Raw genomic sequence first — 17886 nt, 5'->3', positions numbered from 1 at the left:
AGGCTACTTCACGCCGCCCTGGGTGACCGATACCTGCAATTGACGCTGGAAGATGATGTAAACCACCAGCACCGGCGCCACCGTGATCACCACGGCCGCGAACAGCGCGCCGAAGTCCACCGCGTACCCGGCTTGGGATGCGAACGACGCCATCCCCTGCGACAACACGTAGTTGTTCGAGTCGGTGTTCAGCGCGACCGGAAGCAGGAACTGGTTCCACAACCCGAGGAAGTTGAAGATGGCGACCGAGGCCATCCCCGGACGGGCCATCGGCAGCATCACCGAGAAGAACGTCCGCCACTCACCGGCGCCGTCGATCTGCGCCGCCTCGTAGATCTCGCCCGGTAGCTGCTTGAAGAAGCTGTGCAGGAAGAAGACGGTGAACGGCAGCGCGAACGCGACGTACGTGACGATCAACCCTGGCAGCGTGTTCAGCAGCGAGAGGTTCTTCAGCACGAAGAACAGCGGAACGATCGCCAGGAAGACCGGGAAGGTCAGACCGGCCAGCATCGAGTAGTAGATCAGCCGGTTGCCGGGGAAGGTGAACCTGGCCAGCACGTAGGCGCACATGGCACCCAGGACCATCACCAGCACCAGCGCGGTACCGACGACGACCACCGTGTTGACGAAGTAGCGGCCGATCCCGGCCGTCGTCCAGGCGTTGACGTAGTTCTCGAAGTGCAGCTTGCCCGGCAGCGCCAGCGGGTTGCCCAGGACCTCCTGCGTCGACTTGAACGACGACAGCACGGTCCAGAGCAACGGCAGGATCACCAGCAGCGACCACAGGATCAGCGCGAAGTGGGCGGTCGCCGCCACCCCACGACCTTCCTTGGCCCCTTGCGGGACCCGGGCCACGAGGCCGGGCCGCTCGGCGGTGGTTGTCGTCATCGGCCTACCTTCGCTTTCCGCTGGTCACGTCCGCCGGTCAGTGCGTTCACCGTGAAGACCACGAGCGCGAACAGCATCGTCACCGCGGCCAGGACCACACCCATCGCCGTCGAGTAACCGAACTGTCCCTTGCTGAAGGCCGTGGTGAACAACTGCTGCGGCATGACCAGGGTCGAGTTCTGCGGCCCACCGCCGGGGTTCAGCGCCTGCATGTAGACGAAGGCGTCGAGGGCGGCGATCCCGAGATAGATGTAGGCCGTCTGCACGTTGTCACGAATCAGCGGCACGGTCAGCGAGATCGCGGTCCGGAACCGGCCCGCACCGTCGATCCGGGCCGCCTCGAACACCTCGGGGTCGATCCCCCGGATGGCGGCGATGAACAGCACCATGTAGAAGCCGACGGCGCCCCAGATCATCACGAACATCGAGGCCGGCATCGCGGTCTTGGCTTCCCCGAGCCACGCGTAGTCCTTGAACTGCTCCAGCCCGATCTTCGACAGCGCCGCGTCCAGGATCCCCGAGCTCGGGGTGAACACCTGCGCCCAGATCAGGCCGATCACGATCGCGGGAATGACGTACGGGAAGAACGAGATGATCCGGTAGAAGCCCGCATTGCGCAGCCCGCGGATGGTGCCGGTCCCGGAGCCACCGATCGTGACCAGGGTCGCCAGGGTCAGCGACAGCACGATCGTGACGATCGGGACCACGATCGCCAGCAGCACGTTGTTGCGGACGGCCTTGAGGAAGATGTCGTCGTGGAACAGCTTCACGTAGTTGTCGAAGCCGACGAAGTTCATCCCCGAGCTGAAGCCGGACCAGTCGGTCATCGAGTACCACAGTGCCTGCGCGAACGGCGAGACCACGAAGATCACGAACACCGCCAGCGGCAGGCCGAGGAACACGACCATGAAGCTGACCCGGTCGAAGGTCAACGGCCGGCGACGCCGGGGGACGGACCGCTTGGGTCCGCCTCCCGGCACGGCCTCGTGCGTCACGGTCACTTGGTGACCGGGATCTTCTTGACGGAGCTGTCGTTGCGCACCTTGTCCGTGATCTGCTGCAGGCCCTTGGTCAGGCCCGCCGCGTCGATCTGACCGGACAGGAACGAGTTCCAGACGACGAGCTGGTCGGTGTTCATGCCGTACAGGCCGAACACCTGGTAGTCGAAGATGTTGGTGCCGGCGGCATCCAGCATCGCGCTCTGCGACTGCAGTGCGGTCGAACCGAAGCCGTCCGCGGGCACCAGGCCCTTGACGATCGTCGGCGCCAGCCGGGTCTTGGCGAAGTTGGTCGCCGCCTCCTTGGACAGCATCGCCCGCAGCAGTTCCTTGCCGCCGGCAAGGTTCTTGCCCTTGGCCGGGACGATGAACGGCTCACCGGCCGCGCTCCGCAGCGACTCGTACGGCAGCTTCGGGGCGTCGGTGAGCGTCGGCTCCGGGATGCCCTTCATGTTGAAGCCGGCCTTGGTGGCCTTCTTCATCTCGTTCTCGATCCACGAACCCGAGGGGTAGAGGATGGCCTGCTGGTCGTTGCTCCACTTCGCCTGCGCGGCGGTGAACTGGGTGCCGGCGCCACCGGGGACGAAGTACCCGTTCTTGACCATGGTCTCGAGGGCCTTGAAGATGCCCTGGAACTGCGGCATCGACCAGACGTTCTCCTTGAGGTTCTCCAGCCCCAGCCGGACCTCGTCGCCACCCTCCTTGATGGCGCCGTCGACGGCCATCGTGTGGTAGTAGGTGGCGGCTTCCTTGCCCCAGACGAACAGGTACTTGCCCTTGGCCTTGGCCTTGGCGCCGAGGTCGAGCAGCGCGTCGTAGGTCTTCGGCGGCTCCCAGCCGTTCTCCTTGAACAGGCTGTCGGAGTACCACAGGCCGTACAGCGTGAGCACGTAGTTCATCGCGATGAACTTGCCGTCGAACGTGCCCGGGATCTTGGCGCCCGGGTACAGCGTGTCGGCGATCTTCGTGCCCTCGTAGTTGTTGGCTTCGAAGACGTCGTCCAGCGGTGCGAGCTGGTCCAGGATCGTGTTGAAGCCGATCTGGTTCGCGCCGGAGTTGTCGATCAGGTCCGGCGGGTTGCCACCGACGAAACGCGGCTGCAGCTGCTGGGCGATCTGGGTGGACGGCGAAACCTTGAAGGTCGAGCCCGCGTGCTTCTTCTGCGCGATGTCCGCCGCGAACGTCACGTAGTCGTACCCGTAGCCACCGTTGAAGATGATGGCCTCGACGGTGGCCTTGTCCGCCATACCGAACGGGTTGTCCGCGGACTTCGTGCCGCCACCGGTGTTGGAACCGTTGTCGTTGCTGCCACTGCCGGCGCAGGCCGCCAGCAGCGTGCTGCCGCCGGTGGCCAGCAGCGTGCCGACCGCCGCGCGCTGCAGGAACAGCCGCCGCGACAGGGGGTTGGGAGTGGTCATGGGTCCCGCCTTCCGAGAGTGTTTCAGGCAGTACGCCGGATCCGGCCGGCGTACTGTGCTTCGAGGGCGCTGTTGTGCTCGTCGCCGCCCGGGATGTTGGCCGACAGGTAGACCGGAGCGGTCTCGCCTGCCTCGGTGAGCCGGCGCAGAACTTCTGCGACCAGCATTTGCGCGATCAGCGCAGCCGTGATGGACGACACGGCACAGACCTTGCCACCCCCGGGCAGGTCCAGCACGGAGTCGCCGTACGGCGCATGGTTGTCGAGGACGACATCCGCGAAATCGATGAGTTTCTTACCGGACGGGTGGCGCGAATCCACCCCGGCGGTGTGCTGCAACGAGGTGATCGCGATCAGCGGGTGGCCTTGTTCCTTGACCACGCTGGCGAGCTCGACGATCGAGCCGTTCACCCCGGAGTTCGACGCGATGACGAAGAGGTCGCCCTCACGGGCCGCCGAGAGTTCGTAGAGCTTGCGGCTGTACGACGGGTCGCGCTCCAGCTCGGCGCTGCGCAGCAGCTCGGCCGGCTCGCCGCCGAGCAGGACGAGGTCCCGCAGCGCGATCCGGTTGGTGGCGATCAGTCCGCCGGCGCGGCCGGCGATCTCCATCGCGAGCGCCTCGGAGTGACCGGAGCCGAAGGCCTGGATGACGCCGTTCGCGCGCAGCGAGGTGACGAACAGTTCGGCCGCCTGCTGGATCGGGCCGTCGATCTGCTCGGTCACGGCGGCGAGGATCGGCGTCAGCGCGTGAACAAAACTCTGCGCGCTCACTGCGGTGTTCTCCCCCGGTCCGCCCTGGTCACTGCTGGCCATACTCGGCCCCACCCCTCAACAATCTGTTCATCGCGACACTCTCGATGCCGACAAGTGCGCAAGTTTGCGCTTTGCTGGACAGAACTTTTCTCAAGTGGCAGCTAAAGTCAAGGCTCATCCCGCTACGTCCCCCAGATCGGGACCGTTGTGTGACCTTGTCCATGAATGTTCATTAAGGCCTCTTTCGAGCAGTTTGGAGCATTGCGTATGTCGGTAGAACGCCCGCTGCCGGAACCTGCGGACTCAGTGGTCTTGATGCCAGCCTCGACACTGGTCCTGGGTGGTGACCTCGGTGGCACCTCGACCCGGATCGTGATCGCCGACTCTGAGGGCAACGTAGTCGGCCGAGGGGCCGCTGCCGGCGGAAACCCCACCAGCCACCCGACGACGGCCGCGGCCAACTTCGGACAGGCTCTTCACACCGCGCTGACCGGCCTCGATCCGGCCCGCGTCGAGGCCGCCGTGATCGGGGCGGCGGGCGGCTCGGCCCTCGCCGTACCGGAGGTGAAGGCGCAGTTCGACGCGGCCTGGTCCGGTGCCGGGCTGGCCACCGAGGCCCAGTTCATCGGTGATCTGGAGGTCGCTTTCGCCTCCGGTACGCCGGAACCGGACGGACACGTGCTGATTTCGGGCACCGGAAGCAATGCCGGGCTGGTCCAGGACCACCGACTGGTCCGGACTGCGGGCGGGCACGGCTGGCTGCTCGGCGACGAGGGATCCGGCTTCTGGCTCGGCCGCGAAGCCGTCCGCAGTGTGCTGCTCGCCTTCGATCTGGAGGAGCCGCTCGGCCTGCTCGGCGAATCAGTCCTGCAGGAATTGCTGCCGGGCCACGATTCGGCGATTTTTGCGCAGCGTGACGGGTACGAAATCGTGCGTAACGACGTGATTCGGGTGGTGAACAACCGTCCACCCGTGCTGATGGCCGAGTTGGCCCGCACGGTGGTCTCGACGTACGAGCAAGGCGACAAGACCGCCCACGCCTTGGTGAAACGCGCAGCCGACCTGCTCATTGAGACGGTCGGCCGGATCAGGACAACGAAGGACACGACCCCGTTGATCCTCGCGGGCAGTGTCGCCGGTGAACAATCTCCGGTCGGTCGCCTCCTCCGGGAGACCTTTCACGAGCAGTTTTCCGGAGAGATCCTCACTGCCCGTGACGGTGTCAGCGGCGCCACCTGGCTCGCCCTCGGCGTCCTCGACCCCGCCCTCGCGAACGAGGCGAACCACACCCGCTTGGTCAGTTAGGGACGAACTGTCCGGCCGAAAGGGTCGGCTTCGGATGTATCGCTCACCTGGGCGGATTCCTCTTCTTAGTGTGAGTGACATGTTCGAGACCGACCTGCGGCTGACGAACGGGCGCGCGCTGCACGTGTACGACAGCGCGCCCTGTGACGACGGCCGGCTCGCCGTCGTGACGCTGGGTGTCCCGATCGACGGGCTGTACGAGGCCGGCGAGTGGCTCGGGATCCGCTGGATCTCCTGCGACCTCTTGTCCACCACCACCGCCGCCGATCTCGCCGCGGTCGTCGACGCGGCCGGTGTCGACGGCTTCGCCCTGATGGGCCACGCCGAAGGTGGCGCCCTAGCCCTCCGCACTGCCGCCCTCGTCGGCGACCGCGTCGAGGCCGTAGTCACCTTCGCCAGCACCCTCCCCGCCGAGTTCATCCTCACCGCGATCGACGCCCCGGTCCTCCTCACCCACGGCCTGGCCGACCGCGTCTCCCCACCCACCAACAGCCACTGGCTAGCCACCCGCCTCTCGCTACCCACCCTCGACCTACACCCCGCGCTCGACCACACCTCGATCCTCACCCGCGCCGAGCCCGCCCTCGAGTGGATCCGAGACCACACCGGCTAACCCCACCTTGAGCACCCCTCAACCACTCCTCGGCCCGCACGACGACTGAACCGCGCCCAACGTCGTACCAGCACCACCTTGAGCACCCACCAACCACGATCCGCACGCACGGGCGACCGAACCGTGCTCAAGGTCGCGGGCAGGCAGCACCTTGAGCACCCATCAACCACTTGCCCGCTCGTACGACGGTTGGGCGGTGCTCGAGGTGGAATCCAAGCAATGGCTTGACATTGGGATCGGTACGGCGGATATTCCAAGCATGTCTTTGGAGAAGCGGACCCGGTTGCTGGATGATCCGTTGGCGATCCGGGCGATGGCGCATCCGGTGCGGCTGGATCTGCAGAACCTGCTGGGGCGGGAAGGGCCGATGACGGCGGCTGATGCGGCGCGGCGGCTGGGGATCAGTCAGGCGCTGGCTTCGCATCACTTGAGGCAGTTGGCGAAGTACGACTTCGTCGAGCCGGCACCGGGGAAGGACAACCGGGAGCGGCCGTGGCGGTTGGTGTCGACGTCGCAGTCGTGGCGGGATGCGGCCCGAACCCCCGAGGGCGCGGCGGCGGCCGACGTACTGGAGCAGTTGCTCGCTGAGCGGGCCTTGGAGTCACTGGCTGAGTGGCAGCAGCAACGTCAGGACGAGGAGCCGATCTGGCGCGATCACGCCGGGATCGGCCGCACCGGGATCTACCTGACCGGCGCCGAACTGGCCGAGCTTGTCCAGCAGGTCGAGAGCCTCATCGGGCGGTACGTCGAGGAGCGCCCGATCGACGACGAGTCGACCCGCCCGGTCGGCAGCCGATACGTCTCCATCACCCAGATCGTCACCGTGCACCCCGAGGAGCCGGCATGAAGGACCTGTGGGGCGTCCTGGCCCGGCAGCGCGACTACCGGTTGGTGCTCAGCGCCGGCCTGATCTCTCTCACCGGCGACTGGCTGCTCCGCACCGGCCTCGCCTTCCAGATCTACGTGATGACCGGATCGACACTGGCCTCCGGTGGTCTCCTGCTGGCCTCGTTCGCCCCGACTGTCCTGCTCGGATCGCTCGCCGGGGTCTTCGTCGACCGCTGGGATCAGCGCAAGACGATGAACGTGGCGAACCTCCTGAACGCGGCCGTTCTCCTTCCCCTGCTCGCAGTTCGCGGCACCGGCACCATCTGGATCGTGTACGGCGTCGTCCTCGCCCAAGCGTGTTTGCAGCAGTTCTTCCAGCCGGCCGAGCAGTCGTTGATCCCGGTTCTCGTGGACTCGAAACAACTCGTCACGGCGAACGCGTTGAACAGCCAGATCCGCGACCTCTCCCGGCTGATCGGCGCCGCGATCGGTGGCGTCCTGACTGCGGCCGGCGGCCTGACCCTGCTGGCGATTGTCGACGCGGCCACGTTCCTGCTCGCAGTCGCCCTACTCTCCGCCGTACGGCATCGGACCGAGCGGATCCGCGCGATCACCGAGGCCGCCGGTGGCGCGATTCGACGGCTGAAGGCGGAGTGGACCGAGGGCTTGAAGCTGTGCGTCAGCGGCTCGGGGATGCGGCTGCTGTTCGTGTGCTGCCTGGTGACCGGGCTCGGCGAAGGGGTGATGAGCACCCTGTTCGCGCCGTTCGTCTCCACCGAACTCGGCGGTGACGGCAAGGCCTACGGCCTGATCGTGTCGTCACAGGCGATCGGCGGGATCGTCGGCGGCCTGGTCGCCGCGGCCGTCGGCTCACGGTTGCCCGCGGCAACCATGTGGGGAGTGGGCGCACTGGCGTTCGGCCTGATCGACCTCACCCTGTTCTGCTATCCGCTCTTCTCCGACAGCCTGATCCCGGCCTTCGTCTGCATGATCGCCGTCGGCCTGCCCGGCGCCTTCGCAGTCGCCGGCATGATGACCACCCTGCAATGCCTGACCACCGACGGCACCCGCGGCCGTATCTTCGGCGCCATCATGGCCGCCGAAGGCGTCACCGTCCTGCTCGGTATCGCCGCCGCCGGCCTACTCGGCGAGGTCGTCGGCATCATCCCGCTCCTGGTCTTCCAGGGTCTCGGGTACGTCGTAGGTGGCGTCGTGATCCTCAGTCGCCGACGGGTGCTGGAGCCTCGTCCGGAACCGGCTGCTCCCCTGCCGGCCTGACCCGGTGCACGCGGACCCGGGCGACCCGGCGGCCGTCCATCTCGGTGACGGTCAGCGTGTGATGGTCGACCTGGGCCTCCTCACCGACCGCGGGCACCTTGCCGAGCTGGGCGGCGAGGAACCCACCGACCGTCTCGTACGGGCCGTCGGGCAGCTCGAGACCGGTCTCGTCGGCGAAGTCGTCCAGGTTCAGTAGACCGTCGACCTCCATGTCCCCGCTGCGGAACCGCGTGGTCTCGGTGGACTCCTCGTCGTACTCGTCCTTGATATCGCCGATCAGCTCCTCGACGAGGTCCTCGAGCGTGACGATCCCCGCCGTACCGCCGTACTCGTCGAGGACGATCGCAAGGTGAGTGCTGCGGCGGCGCATCTCGGTCAGCGTCGGCAGCAGCTTGGCGGTGTCCGGCAGCATCAGCACCTCGCGGGCCAGATCGCCGACCCGCACCGAGCGCGACGCCACCGCGGGATCGAAGAGGTCCCGCACATGCACGAAGCCGACGATGTCGTCGGCCGATCCGTTCATCACCGGGTAGCGCGAGTGCGGCCGGTCGGAGGCGAACTTGACCGCCTTGTACGCCGGCATCTCCGCGTCCACGAAGTCGACCTCGGTCCGGGGCAGCATCAGCTCGCGCAACTGCCGGCTGCCGGCCTCGAACACGTCGTCGACGATCCGCCGCTCCTCCTCACCGAGCGACTCGTGCGCGGAGATCACATCGCGCAGCTCCTCGTCGGACATCACCTCGCGGTTCGCGTTCGGGTCACCGCCGAGGGCGCGGACCACGAGGTCGGTGGACTTCGAGAGCAGCCAGATCACCGGGCGGGCGCCGGAGGCGATCCGGTCCACCAGCGGGGCCAGGCCGAGCGCGAACGTCTCGGCCCGCTGCAGCGCGAGCCGCTTGGCCGCGAGCTCCCCGATCACGATCGAGACGTAGGAGATCAGCACCGTGATCAGGACCAGCGCGACCGTCGCGGCCACGCCCTCGGGCAGGCCGAGGTCCTGCAGGTGCGGGGCGAGGGCGTCGGCCAGTGTCGCGCCACCGAAGGCGGCGGACAGGAAGCCCATCAGGGTCACGCCGATCTGCACGGCGGAGAGGAACCGGTTCGGGTTGGCGGCCACCCGGGCCACCGTCTCGCCCCGCTTACCGCGGTGGGCGAGGGCCTTCACCTGCGACTCGCGCAGGGAGACGAGCGCCATCTCGGCGGCGGCGAACACCCCGCCGATCAGCACGAAAACCAGGATCAGGACGATATTGAGAACTGTTTCGTTCATGGCAGGGAGGTCCTAAAGCCCTCTCGTCGTATGTCGAGAGGGCGGGCGTTGGGCGTCTTCGTCCATCTCCTCAGCGTACCGGCGGGAGGCTCCACGATGCATGTTCGAGTTTGTTGGTTTACGATGATTCCTGGCCGTCCGTGTGCTGCGGCCGGGAAGGTCACACGATGAAGACACCGCGCGGTGTGCGCCGGACGGACACCCACCTGTCCGACGGCCGAGAGCTGATCTACTACGACCCGGCCGACCTGCCGGCCCGGGTTCCGCTCGAGGACACCCGTGGCCTGCCCGCTCCGCAGCCCCAGGTCGATCTGCGGACCGACCCGCTGACCGGTGACGTGATCACCTACGCGACGCACCGCAACACCCGGACCTACCTGCCGCCGGCCGACCAGTGCCCGCTCTGCGCCAGCAAGCCGGGCAACCCGACCGAGATCCCGGACCACGACTACAACGTGGCCGTGTTCGAGAACCGGTTCCCCTCGTTCGCCGGTCCCGGCCGGACCGAGGTGCTCTGCTTCACCAGCGACCACAACAGCTCCTTCACCCAGCTCTCCCAGGGCCAGGCGCGGATGGTCGTGGACGCCTGGGCCGACCGGAACGCCGACCTCAGCGCCCGCGACGACATCGAGTACGTCTTCCCGTTCGAGAACCGCGGCCGCGAGATCGGCGTCACGCTCAGCCACCCGCACGGCCAGATCTACGGCTATCCGTTCCTCCCGCCGCGGATCCGGACGCTGATGGCGCGCGCCCGCGAGCACCAGGAAGTTGCCGGCAGCAACCTGTTTGCCGACGTACTGGCTGCCGAGCGCAAGGAAGGCACCCGGGTCGTCGCCGAGAACGGCAACTGGACGGCGTTCGTCCCCGAGGCCGCGCGCTGGCCGGTCGAGGTGCACCTGTACCCGCACCGCCAGGTGGCCGGGATCGACGACCTCTCGATCGGTGAGCGCGACGACTTCGCCCAGCTCTACCTCGACGTCCTGAACCGCTTCGACAGCCTGTACGGCGATCCGCTGCCCTACATCGCCGCCTGGCACCAGGCCCCGGTCCGGATCGACCGCGAGCTCGGCTACCTTCACCTCGAGGTGCTGTCCATCCGGCGGGCAGCCGACAAGATCAAGTACCTGGCCGGCTCGGAGTCCGGGGTGGGCGCGTTCATCAGCGACACCCGCCCGGAGGACGTGGCCGAGACTCTGCGGAAGGTGGACGGCTCGTGAGCTTTCAGGAAGTCTTCGGTACGGCGGCCACCGGCTCCTGGCGTGCTCCCGGACGGGTCAACCTGATCGGCGAGCACACCGACTACAACGACGGCGTCGTACTGCCGATCGCCCTGCCGGTTGAGGTCGTCGTACATGCTTCGCCGCGAACCGACGGCCGGATCGCGGTGTCGTCCGTCGGGCACGACTCGGTCATCGAGTTCGCGATCGACGAACTGGCACCGCACTCGGTCGACGACTGGGCGGCGTACCCGGCCGGCGCGGCCTGGATCCTGCGCGAGTCGGGCTACCCGATCGGTGGCGCGAACCTGCTCTTCGATTCCGACGTCCCGACCGGCGCGGGTCTGTCGTCGTCGGCGGCACTGTTGTGCGCCACGTTTGTTGCTTTGCTGGGTCTGTCCGACATCGAGGTCGAGCCGGCCGAGGTCGCGCGGCTCGCGCAGCGCGCGGAGAACCAGTACGTCGGTGCGCCGGTCGGGCTGATGGATCAGACCGCGTCGATGTGCTGCACGGCCGGGCACGCGCTGGCCTTCGACATCCGCTCGGGTTCGCTGGATCAGATCCCGTTCGACCCTTCGGCTGACGGTCTCACGCTGCTCGTGGTCGATGTGAAGGCACCGCACCGGCACGCCGATGGTGAGTACGCCGCACGCCGGAAGAGTTGCGAGAACGCGGCGGCACAACTCGGCGTACCGGCGTTGCGTTCTGTTGCCTTTGACTCGTTGGACGATGCGCTGGCACGCCTCGACGACGAGGTGGATCGCCGCCGGGTGCGGCACGTGGTCACCGAGATCAAGCGGACCGAGGACGCGATCGCGCTGATGAAGGCCGGCCGGCTGCGAGATGTCGGGCCGCTGTTCACCGCATCGCATGCGTCACTGCGCGACGACTTCGAGATCACCGTTCCGGAGCTCGACGTCGCGGTCGACACCGCGCTCGCCGCAGGTGCGCTCGGGGCCCGGATGACCGGTGGTGGTTTCGGCGGTTGCATCATCGCGCTGACCGCCACCGACGACGCCGACGCCGTACTGGCTGCCATCGAGAAAGCCTTTGCGGAGAAGGGTTTCACTCCCCCCAGTGCACTCGCTGCAACGCCGTCGAACGGTGCGTCACGAATCAACTGATTGACCTCTTGCCTCATTGTGCAGAATGTGCTCTGAGGCCTGGGCAGCCCTCGACTCCGGGCGTACTTTCCCCTTAAGGGGAAGCACAAATTGGGGGAAGTGGGGTGAGGGCAATGGCGCTGCCTTTGCCTGCCGGAAAACTCAAGGTAGGAACCGGCTGGCGTTATTCACAAGGCGGGAAGCACGCCGCCTTCGACTATCCGGTGGCGAACGGTACGACGGTCTTCGCGGTCCAGGACGGCATCGTCCTTGCCTGCAACGACGGCGTGCCGAACAAATCGCAACCGGGCGTCCAGGGCGCGCCTTCGAACTGGGTGCTGCTGGGCATCAGGCACGGCAGCAAGAAGGCCAGCGTGCTGTACCAGCACCTGTCGCCGGGTCTGCTGGTGAAGAAAGGCGAGCAGGTCAAGGCCGGCGATCCGCTCGGCAAGTCGGGCCGCTCGGGCAATGCCAGCGGCCCGCACCTGCACCTGGCAGCGATGTGGGGACATCGAACGGCTGCCGGCCGCTACGACTACCTGATCAACATCGGCCCGAACGAGAAAGCACCGAAGGGCACCGCGGGGAACGAGATCTGCATCTTCCCGCCCGACCAGGTCTACACCGGCAAACCGGCGGACCGGAACCCGCTCGCTGCCGGCGACGTGTTCCTCGACAAACTCAAGTTCGGCGTCAAGCAGTCCGACAGCGTGAAACGCCTGCAATTCGTCCTGAACCGCATCAAACTGGTTCACGGCCGGACCCTCGCCCTCAGCGGCAACTACGACATCGACACCAAGAACGAAGCCACCAAGTGGCAGATCCAGATCGACAAGTGCAAACCAGGCACCCCCGCCGCCGACGGCAACATCGGCCCCAAACAAGCCGAAAAGATCTTCGGCCCCCAATACACCCTGAAGGCGCACTCCTAATCCAACACCGCGCCCAGCCCGCAGTGAGCCTCCCCTCGCTGCGGGCCCGCCCGCTCCCGGTGGACGGACCTGCAGCAACACGGACGGATATCCCTTCAATGTGCTGGTTCTCCCCCCAAATTTTCAGGGGAGAAGGGACAACCTGCGGGGTTATCCGTTCAAATGGCCGCGCGGGAGGCCGGGTGGGCGGGTCAGGAGGTGATGACTAGTTCGCAGCCGGTGTCGCGCATGGCTTTGCGGGCGGCTGGGGTGAGGCCGGCGTCGGTGACTATGACGTCGAGGTCGGCCCAGGTGGCGAAGGTGCTGAGGCCTACGGTGCCCCACTTGGTGTGGTCGGCTACTACGACGACCTCGCGGCTGGCGGCGATGAAGGAGCGGTTGGTTTCGGCTTCCATCAGGTTCGGGGTGCTGAGGCCGTGCTCGGCGTCGACGCCGTGGGCGCCGAGGAAGAGCAGGTCGAGGTGCAGCGAACCGAGGGCGGCGGTTGCGATCGGGCCGACCAGGGCGTCGGAGGGGGTGCGGATACCGCCGATCAGTACGACGGTGCGGTCGGAGCGGGAGTTGCCGTGGAAGACGTCCGCGATCCGGGCCGAGTTCGTGACAACCGTCAAGTTCTCCACCCGGAGCAGCTGCCGGGCGAGCGCGTAGGTCGTCGTACCGGCGCCGATGCCGATCGCACTGTCGGGCTGGACGCGTCCGGCGGCCTCGGCGGCGATCGCCTGTTTGGCGGCGGACTCCTGGGTCAGCTTGGCGTCGAACCCGGGCTCGTGGGCGCTGCGGAGGCCGACCGAGGTCGCACCGCCGTGCACCTTGTGCAGCAGTCCGCTGGAGTCCAGCGCGTCCAGATCGCGCCGGATCGTCATGTCCGACACGCCGAAGCGCTCGACCAGCTCGGCGACCGTGATCGCGCCGCGACTGTTGACCTCGGCAACGATTGTGGCCTGTCGTTGCGCGGCCAGCTGTCCACCCCGGCCGCGTGGCGGCTCCGCTCCGGCTGCATTCACGTGCCCAGACTAAACGGAGTTCGGCGCGCTGTCAGGGAAATGGCGTTGCCGAGGCGTACCCGGCTTGTCACCCTGAAGCATGCGATTTCCCGAGGACGTGCCGGAACTGCGCGACGACCTGATCACCCTGCGGGCCCACACCCCGGCCGACGCAGAGGATGTCTACGAGCTCTGCCAGGACCCGGAGATGCAGCGCTGGACCGTGATCCCGGTGCCGTATACACAAGACGACGCGGCCTTCTTCCTCACCAACCTCGTACCGAACGGCTGGCGCGAGGAACACGGGACCCGGCACTGGGCGATCGAGGTGGACGGCCGGTTCTCCGGGTCGGTCAGCCTGCACGGCGGTGAGGGCGGGGTCGGCGAGATCGGGTTCTCGGTCGGTCCGTGGGTTCGCGGCCGGGGTGTGATGACGCGCGCGGCGAAACTCGCGATCCGGCACGCGTTCGACGATCTCGGCTGGTCGCGGGTGATCTGGCGGGCCTTCGTCGGCAACTGGGCGTCCCGCCGGGTCGCCTGGAAGGCCGGGTTCCGCGGACTGGTCGTCGTACCGGGTGGTGGGCTCGCGCGTGGTGTCCGGTACGACGAATGGGTGGCAACCGTCGGCCGGGATGACGAGCTGGAGCCGCAGGGCAACTGGTGGCAGGTGCCTGAGCTGGAAGGTGATGGAATCCGGCTGCGCGCCCCGCGGCTGACAGACGCCCAGCGGGTGATGGAGGCCTGCAGCGACGAGCGGACGCAGTACTGGCTGGCCGGGCTACCTTCGCCGTACGAGTTGCACCACGCAGAGGGTTTCATCACGAGCCGCCAGGAGAGCCGGGCCTCGGGTGAAGGCGTGTCGTGGGTGATCGTCGATGCCGGCACCGACGAGGTGATCGGCAACGTCAGCGTCTTTGCCATGCTCAACCGGATGGACAAAGGCCACGGCGAGATCGGGTACTGGATGCACCCCGCCGGCCGCGGCAAGTCGGTGATGACGAAGGCGGTGCGACTGGTGATCGAGCACGCCTTCACACCGATCGAGCAGGGCGGTCTCGGACGCCGGCGGCTGGTGCTGCTCGCCGCGGTCGACAACACCGCCTCGGCGCATGTTGCCGAAGCCAACGGCTTCCACCGGGTCGGTGTCACACGGGCCGCTGCCCCCGGCCGGGAAGGTCGCTGGGACGACGACTACGTCTTCGATCTGCTGGCCGGTGATCCCCGTCCGTGACCATCTCGAGACGGCGAGTTTGTCTCCGGCGACACCGTTCCCCTCGCCGTCTCGGCATTCGGCTGGTTGAATCGACTGGTGAGAGATCGTGAGGAACTCGTCCGCCGCTGGCAGGCCGGGTGGTCCGTCTCGAGGGGCTGGACGACGGTTGAGGACGACCTGGACGGGATATTGACCGTCCGCGCGGGTGAGGAGAACCGCGCGATGGAGTACGTCGTCCTCGACGCGGACGACAAACCCGAACGGGTCGAGCGCGCCGCCGAGCTGGCCCTGGCCGCGCCCGGTGGCCGCGGGGCCGGCTGGATCACCCTGGCCACCGACGACAAAGAAGCCCGGATCGAGCAGCTCGAGGACCTCGGTCTGGAGGTGCAGCGCGACCAGGACTGGCTGATGACGATCCAGTTGTCGGAGCAGCCTGCCCTGAAGCTGCATGAGCGGTACGCACTGCACACCGAGCTCGAGGACGACCTGATCATCACCCGTGCCACGTTGCACGGTGGGGTCGTGTCGAGCGGCCGGATGGCGGTCGTCGGGCCGGACGCGGTGGCGGACCGGATCGAGACCGACCCCGCACATCGGCGGCGCGGACTCGGTAGCGCGGTGATGGCCTCCCTGGTCGAAACCGCCGCAGCCCAGGGCGCCAAGCGCGGGATCCTGATCGCATCGATCGACGGTCTCCGGCTCTATCGCAGTCTGGGCTGGAAGGTCATCGCCGACGTCGTTACTGCACGCTGTTGATTATCAGACATCTGTAAAGGCCGGTCGCCGAAGGCGTCAGGCAACAATCGGGTGGGCAAGGCTGCTCACCATGACGAACCCCCGACGGTCGCCGCGCTCGCGTGTGGCCGGTCCGCTGCTCGCTTCCCTGTCCGCGCTGGTCGTGCTCACAGGGATCGGGTGGTTCGTACTGCGGGATGTCGGCGGTCAGAAGGCGACCGGCCAGGAGCAACCGCTGACCGCGATCCCCACATCGACCGACGATGCCTCGGCCACCCCGACCCCGATCCGGCCGATCAGTCCGTCGGCGACACCACGCCGTACAGCGACTGTCCCGCCCACCAAAGCCGTCACCAAGTCACCGACGCCAACGCCAACGCCGGCCAGATCCAGTACGGTGCCGAGCCGCGAAGGCACGCGGAAGCCCACGACCGCGCCGAGCCACACCGCGACACCGAGGGCCTCGAAGTCGACGACGTCGACCACGACGACGGCTTCCGGCAGTCCCGAAGCTCAGGTGCTGACCTTGACCAACGCCGAGCGGAAGAAGGCCGGCTGCGGGGCGCTGCGGACGAACAGCGCGTTGACCAAGGCGGCCGAGGCGCACGCGTCCGACATGGTGGTCAACCACTACTTCGCGCACAACAGCCAGGACGGTCGTACGCCGTTCGCCCGGATGAAGGCGGCCGGGTTCACGGGCGGTGCGATGGCCGAGAACATCGCTGTCGGTTACACCAGCCCGGCGGCGGTGGTGAAGGGCTGGATGAACAGTCCTGGGCACCGGGCCAACATCCTCAACTGCAGCTACACGATGCTCGGTGTCGGCTACGACTCCGGACAGGTGAAACCCGAATGGGGCAAGGGCTCCTGGGTCCAGGACTTCGGTGGCTGAGGGCAATGGGTCGATAAACCTTCAGGAAAGGTTAAGTCGGGTCGCGGAACTGTAACGGTGACCCGCCGTATCGGTTAAGGTCGCTGTTCGGTGACCAGGGGGGACCTGGAAGGAACCGCGGGAACGACGCAGTACTCGGAACGACGCACACGAAGAGGATTCGCCCACCCATGACGGATGCGCCAACCCCCCGGCGGCACCGCGGTACCCGACGCGCCCAGAAGCAGAAGCGGGGCCTCGTCGGCCCGATCGCCAGCGCGTTGTCGGTGCTCGTTGCCATCGGCCCGGTGATCTATCTGATGTCGCGGGACAACTCGACCGTGAGCGACGCGACGAAGGTACTGAACGTCTCCGAGGACACCCGGGACGACTCCGGCGGTTCGCTCGTCGACGGTGCACACAACGAGCCGCTGAAGACCGTCACCAAGACACTGGCCGACGGCAAGGTCACCGCCGCCGTGATCGGCTCCGGCGCGAACGGCACGTCGACGACCTCGACGCCGAGTACGCCGGCAGTCCCCCCGAGTGGTTCGCCCTCGAGCCCGTTGACGACACCGAGTGCGCCGACCACCGGCGTGACCACGGTCATCGTCACCCCGGGCAAGCCGCGGACGACCGAAGGTAAGCCCGGCACGCCAGGCAAGCCGAAGCCGACCTCGACCCCGACGAAGACCGAGACCAGCAAGCCGCCGAGCAACACACCCGAACCGCCGCCCACGAACGACGGCGGCGGTACGAACGCGCAGGAGCGCGAGGTGCTCGAGCTCACCAACCAGGTCCGCCAGCAGAACGGCTGCGGCCCGCTGCGGCTGAACAGCGCTCTCGTCGAAGCGGCCGGTCGGCATGCGTCGGACATGGTCCGTCGGCACTACATGGACCACACCAACCCGGAGGGGCAGGACCCGGGCGACCGGATGCGCGCCGCCGGGTACGACGGTGGCAGCTGGGGCGAGAACATCGCCGCCGGATATCCGACCGCCCAGAAGGTGGTCGCGGCCTGGATGAAGAGCGACGGTCACCGGGCGAACATCCTGAACTGCAAGTTCAACCTGCTCGGCGTCGGTTACGACCCCGGACGCGTGAAGTCCGACTGGGGTCCCGGAAGCTGGGTGCAGGACTTCGGCCGCAGTTAGCCGCGGCCGTCGTACAGGGTTGTCATTGTGTCGAAGGCACCGACAGTGGAGCGGACGTTGTCCGAATGCCACAACGTCCGGCCGATTTCCGGCCGGTCCTGGCGGGTAGATCCGTCCTTGTCGCAACGTCCGGCTCGTTCCACCAAGCCGGGCGCGACGGTAGATGAGGCACGTCTTGGGGGCGAGACAGTGAAGGGAACAACGACATAATGTCGTCCGATTCCGGCAGTGGCCGGCAGAAACCACGCAGGAAGGCGACCCGTGCCCGGGGCTCCCGGCCGAACGCCCCGGAGCCGGCTCCCACGCCCCCGCCCGAGCCACCCCGCTA

Annotated in this window: 17 protein-coding genes; 11 read left to right on the top strand and 6 right to left on the bottom strand. The window is 67.3% G+C overall.

All coding sequences use genetic code 11. The annotated features are described in order from the left end of the window. Nucleotides 1–3 precede the first annotated feature (3 nt). Genes E1261_RS09500 through E1261_RS09485 form a run of 4 tightly spaced genes read right to left on the bottom strand, consistent with a single transcriptional unit; the run spans nt 4 to nt 4116 of the window. Nucleotides 4–888: a carbohydrate ABC transporter permease gene (locus E1261_RS09500; RefSeq protein WP_132404903.1), complete on the bottom strand. Its 885-nt coding sequence runs from the start codon at nt 886–888 to the stop codon at nt 4–6. After that, a complete protein-coding gene (locus E1261_RS09495; protein WP_238176092.1) occupies nt 885–1889 on the bottom strand; it encodes a carbohydrate ABC transporter permease in 1005 nt (334 codons plus the stop codon). The genes E1261_RS09500 and E1261_RS09495 overlap by 4 nt, the downstream gene beginning before the upstream one ends. Next, nucleotides 1886–3304, bottom strand: a complete 1419-nt coding sequence (gene ngcE, locus E1261_RS09490; protein WP_132404901.1) for an N-acetylglucosamine/diacetylchitobiose ABC transporter substrate-binding protein — start codon at nt 3302–3304, stop codon at nt 1886–1888. Before ngcE ends, E1261_RS09495 begins: the two co-directional genes overlap by 4 nt. 23 nt (nt 3305–3327) lie before the next feature. After that, nucleotides 3328–4116 carry a sugar isomerase domain-containing protein gene (locus E1261_RS09485; protein ID WP_132404899.1) on the bottom strand — a complete coding sequence of 263 codons (789 nt, stop codon included), beginning with the start codon at nt 4114–4116 and terminating at the stop codon, nt 3328–3330. A 255-nt stretch (nt 4117–4371) separates the two neighbouring features. Between E1261_RS09485 and E1261_RS09480 the strand changes: the two genes are divergently transcribed. The 4 genes from E1261_RS09480 (at nt 4372) to E1261_RS09465 (ending at nt 8080) form a co-directional block, all read left to right on the top strand. Beyond that, nucleotides 4372–5361, top strand: coding sequence for an N-acetylglucosamine kinase (locus tag E1261_RS09480; protein WP_238176091.1), 990 nt, complete (start codon nt 4372–4374; stop codon nt 5359–5361). Nucleotides 5362–5440: 79 nt separating this feature from the next. Further along, nucleotides 5441–5974: an alpha/beta fold hydrolase gene (locus E1261_RS09475; RefSeq protein WP_132404895.1), complete on the top strand. Its 534-nt coding sequence runs from the start codon at nt 5441–5443 to the stop codon at nt 5972–5974. 259 nt (nt 5975–6233) lie between these two features. Beyond that, complete coding sequence (locus E1261_RS09470; protein ID WP_132404893.1) at nt 6234–6821, top strand: ArsR/SmtB family transcription factor; 588 nt, start codon at nt 6234–6236, stop codon at nt 6819–6821. Next, nucleotides 6818–8080, top strand: coding sequence for an MFS transporter (locus E1261_RS09465; RefSeq protein ID WP_132404891.1), 1263 nt, complete (start codon nt 6818–6820; stop codon nt 8078–8080). The genes E1261_RS09470 and E1261_RS09465 overlap by 4 nt, the downstream gene beginning before the upstream one ends. On the opposite strand, the gene E1261_RS09460 is transcribed toward E1261_RS09465, so the two are convergent. Then, nucleotides 8022–9350 carry a hemolysin family protein gene (locus E1261_RS09460; RefSeq protein WP_132404889.1) on the bottom strand — a complete coding sequence of 443 codons (1329 nt, stop codon included), beginning with the start codon at nt 9348–9350 and terminating at the stop codon, nt 8022–8024. The genes E1261_RS09465 and E1261_RS09460 overlap by 59 nt on opposite strands. Nucleotides 9351–9517: 167 nt before the next feature. Between E1261_RS09460 and galT the strand changes: the two genes are divergently transcribed. The 3 genes from galT (at nt 9518) to E1261_RS09445 (ending at nt 12602) form a co-directional block, all read left to right on the top strand. Beyond that, nucleotides 9518–10567 (top strand): galactose-1-phosphate uridylyltransferase, encoded by a 1050-nt coding sequence (gene galT / locus E1261_RS09455; RefSeq protein WP_132404888.1) that lies wholly within the window; start codon nt 9518–9520, stop codon nt 10565–10567. Beyond that, the gene (gene galK / locus E1261_RS09450) at nt 10564–11691 is read left to right on the top strand and encodes a galactokinase (protein WP_132404886.1); all 1128 of its coding nucleotides are present in this window, start codon (nt 10564–10566) and stop codon (nt 11689–11691) included. Before galT ends, galK begins: the two co-directional genes overlap by 4 nt. A 113-nt stretch (nt 11692–11804) precedes the next feature. Then, on the top strand, nt 11805–12602 hold the full coding sequence (locus E1261_RS09445) for a M23 family metallopeptidase (protein WP_132404884.1): 798 nt from the start codon (nt 11805–11807) through the stop codon (nt 12600–12602). A gap of 191 nt (nt 12603–12793) precedes the next feature. Here the strand turns inward: E1261_RS09445 and E1261_RS09440 are convergent, their stop codons facing one another. Beyond that, nucleotides 12794–13606, bottom strand: coding sequence for a DeoR/GlpR family DNA-binding transcription regulator (locus tag E1261_RS09440; protein ID WP_132404882.1), 813 nt, complete (start codon nt 13604–13606; stop codon nt 12794–12796). 79 nt (nt 13607–13685) lie between these two features. Here E1261_RS09440 and E1261_RS09435 point away from each other — a divergent pair, with 79 nt between their 5' ends. The 4 genes from E1261_RS09435 (at nt 13686) to E1261_RS09420 (ending at nt 17558) form a co-directional block, all read left to right on the top strand. Continuing rightward, nucleotides 13686–14816 (top strand): GNAT family N-acetyltransferase, encoded by a 1131-nt coding sequence (locus E1261_RS09435; RefSeq protein WP_132404880.1) that lies wholly within the window; start codon nt 13686–13688, stop codon nt 14814–14816. Between the two features lie 78 nt (nt 14817–14894). Further along, nucleotides 14895–15554, top strand: coding sequence for a GNAT family N-acetyltransferase (locus tag E1261_RS09430; RefSeq protein WP_132404878.1), 660 nt, complete (start codon nt 14895–14897; stop codon nt 15552–15554). Between the two features lie 70 nt (nt 15555–15624). After that, nucleotides 15625–16425 carry a CAP domain-containing protein gene (locus E1261_RS09425; RefSeq protein ID WP_132404876.1) on the top strand — a complete coding sequence of 267 codons (801 nt, stop codon included), beginning with the start codon at nt 15625–15627 and terminating at the stop codon, nt 16423–16425. Between the two features lie 170 nt (nt 16426–16595). Then, nucleotides 16596–17558 (top strand): CAP domain-containing protein, encoded by a 963-nt coding sequence (locus tag E1261_RS09420; protein WP_132404874.1) that lies wholly within the window; start codon nt 16596–16598, stop codon nt 17556–17558. Nucleotides 17559–17886: the final 328 nt, after the last annotated feature.

The sequence above is a fragment of the Kribbella albertanoniae genome (assembly GCF_004348455.1).
GTDB lineage: Bacteria > Actinomycetota > Actinomycetes > Propionibacteriales > Kribbellaceae > Kribbella > Kribbella albertanoniae.
Note: the sequence above shows the minus strand (reverse complement) of the source record. Positions and strands in the feature narration are given on the sequence as shown.